The following is a 3,425-nucleotide window of genomic DNA, read 5'->3' as shown; positions in this document are numbered from 1 at the left end:
CGGCACTGTTGCAAAGTTAGCGATGAGGCAGCCTTTTGTCTTATTCAAAGGCCTTACATTTCAAAAACTCTGCTTACCAGGCGCATTTCGCCCAGGGGATCACCATAATAAAATGCTGAGGCCTGGCCTTTGCGTAGTGCACGCATCACCTCAATACCTTTGATGGTGGCGTAAGCCGTCTTCATGGATTTAAATCCCAGCGTGGCGCCGATTATCCGTTTCAGTTTGCCATGATCGCATTCAATCACGTTGTTCCGGTACTTAATCTGTCGGTGTTCAACGTCAGACGGGCACCGGCCTTCGCGTTTGAGCAGAGCAAGCGCGCGACCATAGGCGGGCGCTTTATCCGTGTTGATGAATCGCGGGATCTGCCACTTCTTCACGTTGTTGAGGATTTTACCCAGAAACCGGTATGCAGCTTTGCTGTTACGACGGGAGGAGATATAAAAATCGACAGTGCGGCCCCGGCTGTCGACGGCCCGGTACAGATACGCCCAGCGGCCATTGACCTTCACGTAGGTTTCATCCATGTGCCACGGGCAAAGATCGGAAGGGTTACGCCAGTACCAGCGCAGCCGTTTTTCCATTTCAGGCGCATAACGCTGAACCCAGCGGTAAATCGTGGAGTGATCGACATTCACTCCGCGTTCAGCCAGCATCTCCTGCAGCTCACGGTAACTGATGCCGTATTTGCAGTACCAGCGTACGGCCCACAGAATGATGTCACGCTGAAAATGCCGGCCTTTGAATGGGTTCATGTGCAGCTCCATCAGCAAAAGGGGATGATAAGTTTATCACCACCGACTATTTGCAACAGTGCCCTTCGAGCAGCAGCGCTACCGGGCCAGCGGCCTCAACCTGGTGACGGCGGCTATCGTGCTGTGGAACACGGTGTACCTGGAACGCGCCACCCAGGGGTTGGTCGAGGCCGGCAAGCCGGTGGACGGCGAGCTGCTGCAATTCCTGTCGCCGCTGGGCTGGGAGCACATCAACCTAACCGGCGATTACGTCTGGCGGCAGAGCCGCAGACTGGAAGACGGGAAGTTTCGGCCCTTACGGATGCCCGGAAAACCTTAGCGTACGATTTTTTCCGAATTCTGCGGGCTCCCCTATCTCATCTGCGCAAGGCAGAACGTGAAGACGGCCGCCCTGGACCTCGCCCGCGAGCGCCAGGCGCACGAGGCCGGCGCGCGGACCCGCGCCACGGCCCACGAGCGGACGCCGCAGCAGGAGCGCCAGAAGGCCGCCAGAGAGGCCGAGCGCGGCCGTGAGGCTTGGACGCTAGGGCAGGGCATGAAAAAGCCCGTAGCGGGCTGCTACGGGCGTCTGACGCGGTGGAAAGGGGGAGGGGATGTTGTCTACATGGCTCTGCTGTAGTGAGTGGGTTGCGCTCCGGCAGCGGTCCTGATCAATCGTCACCCTTTCTCGGTCCTTCAACGTTCCTGACAACGAGCCTCCTTTTCGCCAATCCATCGACAATCACCGCGAGTCCCTGCTCGAACGCTGCGTCCGGACCGGCTTCGTCGAAGGCGTCTATCGCGGCCCGCAACAGCGGCGAGAGCGGAGCCTGTTCAACGGTGCCGCCGCGCTCGCCGGCATCGCTGTCGCCGGCCTGCTCCTCAAGCACGGCCCCAACAGTGAAGTAGCTGATTGTCATCAGCGCATTGACGGCGTCCCCGGCCGAAAAACCCGCCTCGCAGAGGAAGCGAAGCTGCGCGTCGGCCGTTTCCATCTGCGGTGCGCCCGGTCGCGTGCCGGCATGGATGCGCGCGCCATCGCGGTAGGCGAGCAGCGCCTGCCTGAAGCTGCGGGCATTCCCGATCAGAAATGAGCGCCAGTCGTCGTCGGCTCTCGGCACCGAATGCGTATGATTCTCCGCCAGCATGGCTTCGGCCAGTGCGTCGAGCAGCGCCCGCTTGTTCCTGAAGTGCCAGTAAAGCGCCGGCTGCTGAACCCCCAACCGTTCCGCCAGTTTGCGTGTCGTCAGACCGTCTACGCCGACCTCGTTCAACAGGTCCAGGGCGGCACGGATCACTGTATTCGGCTGCAACTTTGTCATGCTTGACACTTTATCACTGATAAACATAATATGTCCACCAACTTATCAGTGATAAAGAATCCGCGCGTTCAATCGGACCAGCGGAGGCTGGTCCGGAGGCCAGACGTGAAACCCAACAGACCCCTGATCGTAATTCTGAGCACTGTCGCGCTCGACGCTGTCGGCATCGGCCTGATTATGCCGGTGCTGCCGGGCCTCCTGCGCGATCTGGTTCACTCGAACGACGTCACCGCCCACTATGGCATTCTGCTGGCGCTGTATGCGTTGATGCAATTTGCCTGCGCACCTGTGCTGGGCGCGCTGTCGGATCGTTTCGGGCGGCGGCCGGTCTTGCTCGTCTCGCTGGCCGGCGCTGCTGTCGACTACGCCATCATGGCGACGGCGCCTTTCCTTTGGGTTCTCTATATCGGGCGGATCGTGGCCGGCATCACCGGGGCGACTGGGGCGGTAGCCGGCGCTTATATTGCCGATATCACTGATGGCGATGAGCGCGCGCGGCACTTCGGCTTCATGAGCGCCTGTTTCGGGTTCGGGATGGTCGCGGGACCTGTGCTCGGTGGGCTGATGGGCGGTTTCTCCCCCCACGCTCCGTTCTTCGCCGCGGCAGCCTTGAACGGCCTCAATTTCCTGACGGGCTGTTTCCTTTTGCCGGAGTCGCACAAAGGCGAACGCCGGCCGTTACGCCGGGAGGCTCTCAACCCGCTCGCTTCGTTCCGGTGGGCCCGGGGCATGACCGTCGTCGCCGCCCTGATGGCGGTCTTCTTCATCATGCAACTTGTCGGACAGGTGCCGGCCGCGCTTTGGGTCATTTTCGGCGAGGATCGCTTTCACTGGGACGCGACCACGATCGGCATTTCGCTTGCCGCATTTGGCATTCTGCATTCACTCGCCCAGGCAATGATCACCGGCCCTGTAGCCGCCCGGCTCGGCGAAAGGCGGGCACTCATGCTCGGAATGATTGCCGACGGCACAGGCTACATCCTGCTTGCCTTCGCGACACGGGGATGGATGGCGTTCCCGATCATGGTCCTGCTTGCTTCGGGTGGCATCGGAATGCCGGCGCTGCAAGCAATGTTGTCCAGGCAGGTGGATGAGGAACGTCAGGGGCAGCTGCAAGGCTCACTGGCGGCGCTCACCAGCCTGACCTCGATCGTCGGACCCCTCCTCTTCACGGCGATCTATGCGGCTTCTATAACAACGTGGAACGGGTGGGCATGGATTGCAGGCGCTGCCCTCTACTTGCTCTGCCTGCCGGCGCTGCGTCGCGGGCTTTGGAGAAATTCTTCAAATTCCCGTTGCACATAGCCCGGCAATTCCTTTCCCTGCTCTGCCATAAGCGCAGCGAATGCCGGGTAATACTCGTCAA

The 3,425-nt window shown here is 60.6% G+C and carries 4 protein-coding genes and 1 pseudogene; 3 read left to right on the top strand and 2 right to left on the bottom strand.

The window, feature by feature from the left end; all coding sequences use genetic code 11:
* Positions 1–53: 53 nt before the first annotated feature.
* Entirely contained in the window at positions 54–758 is a 705-nt protein-coding gene (locus AB5Y73_RS13900) for an IS6-like element IS26 family transposase (protein ID WP_001067834.1), read from the bottom strand.
* Positions 759–822: 64 nt separating this feature from the next.
* On the opposite strand from AB5Y73_RS13900, the pseudogene AB5Y73_RS13895 reads away from it, so the two are divergent.
* Together AB5Y73_RS13895 and AB5Y73_RS13890 are read left to right on the top strand one after the other, a co-directional pair.
* Positions 823–1,077 (top strand): annotated as a pseudogene (locus tag AB5Y73_RS13895) (Tn3 family transposase); the annotation flags it as partial.
* Between the two features lie 57 nt (positions 1,078–1,134).
* Positions 1,135–1,377 (top strand): transposase, encoded by a 243-nt coding sequence (locus AB5Y73_RS13890; protein ID WP_000844627.1) that lies wholly within the window; start codon positions 1,135–1,137, stop codon positions 1,375–1,377.
* Between the two features lie 31 nt (positions 1,378–1,408).
* On the opposite strand, the gene tetR(A) is transcribed toward AB5Y73_RS13890, so the two are convergent.
* Positions 1,409–2,059, bottom strand: coding sequence for a tetracycline resistance transcriptional repressor TetR(A) (gene tetR(A) / locus AB5Y73_RS13885; protein ID WP_000164043.1), 651 nt, complete (start codon positions 2,057–2,059; stop codon positions 1,409–1,411).
* Between the two features lie 105 nt (positions 2,060–2,164).
* Here tetR(A) and tet(A) point away from each other — a divergent pair, with 105 nt between their 5' ends.
* Positions 2,165–3,364 carry a tetracycline efflux MFS transporter Tet(A) gene (gene tet(A), locus AB5Y73_RS13880; RefSeq protein WP_000804063.1) on the top strand — a complete coding sequence of 400 codons (1,200 nt, stop codon included), beginning with the start codon at positions 2,165–2,167 and terminating at the stop codon, positions 3,362–3,364.
* Positions 3,365–3,425: the final 61 nt, after the last annotated feature.

The organism is Aeromonas sp. s7(2024) (assembly GCF_040907825.1).
Lineage (GTDB): Bacteria > Pseudomonadota > Gammaproteobacteria > Enterobacterales > Aeromonadaceae > Aeromonas > Aeromonas veronii.
The sequence above is the reverse complement of the archived record's forward strand: the minus strand, read 5'-3'. Positions and strand labels throughout refer to the sequence as shown.

Coding starts and splice junctions, on each gene's coding strand:
- AB5Y73_RS13900 (WP_001067834.1), bottom strand. CDS start 758: ATGAACCCATTCAAAGGCCGGCATTTTCAGCGTGACATCATTCTGTGG.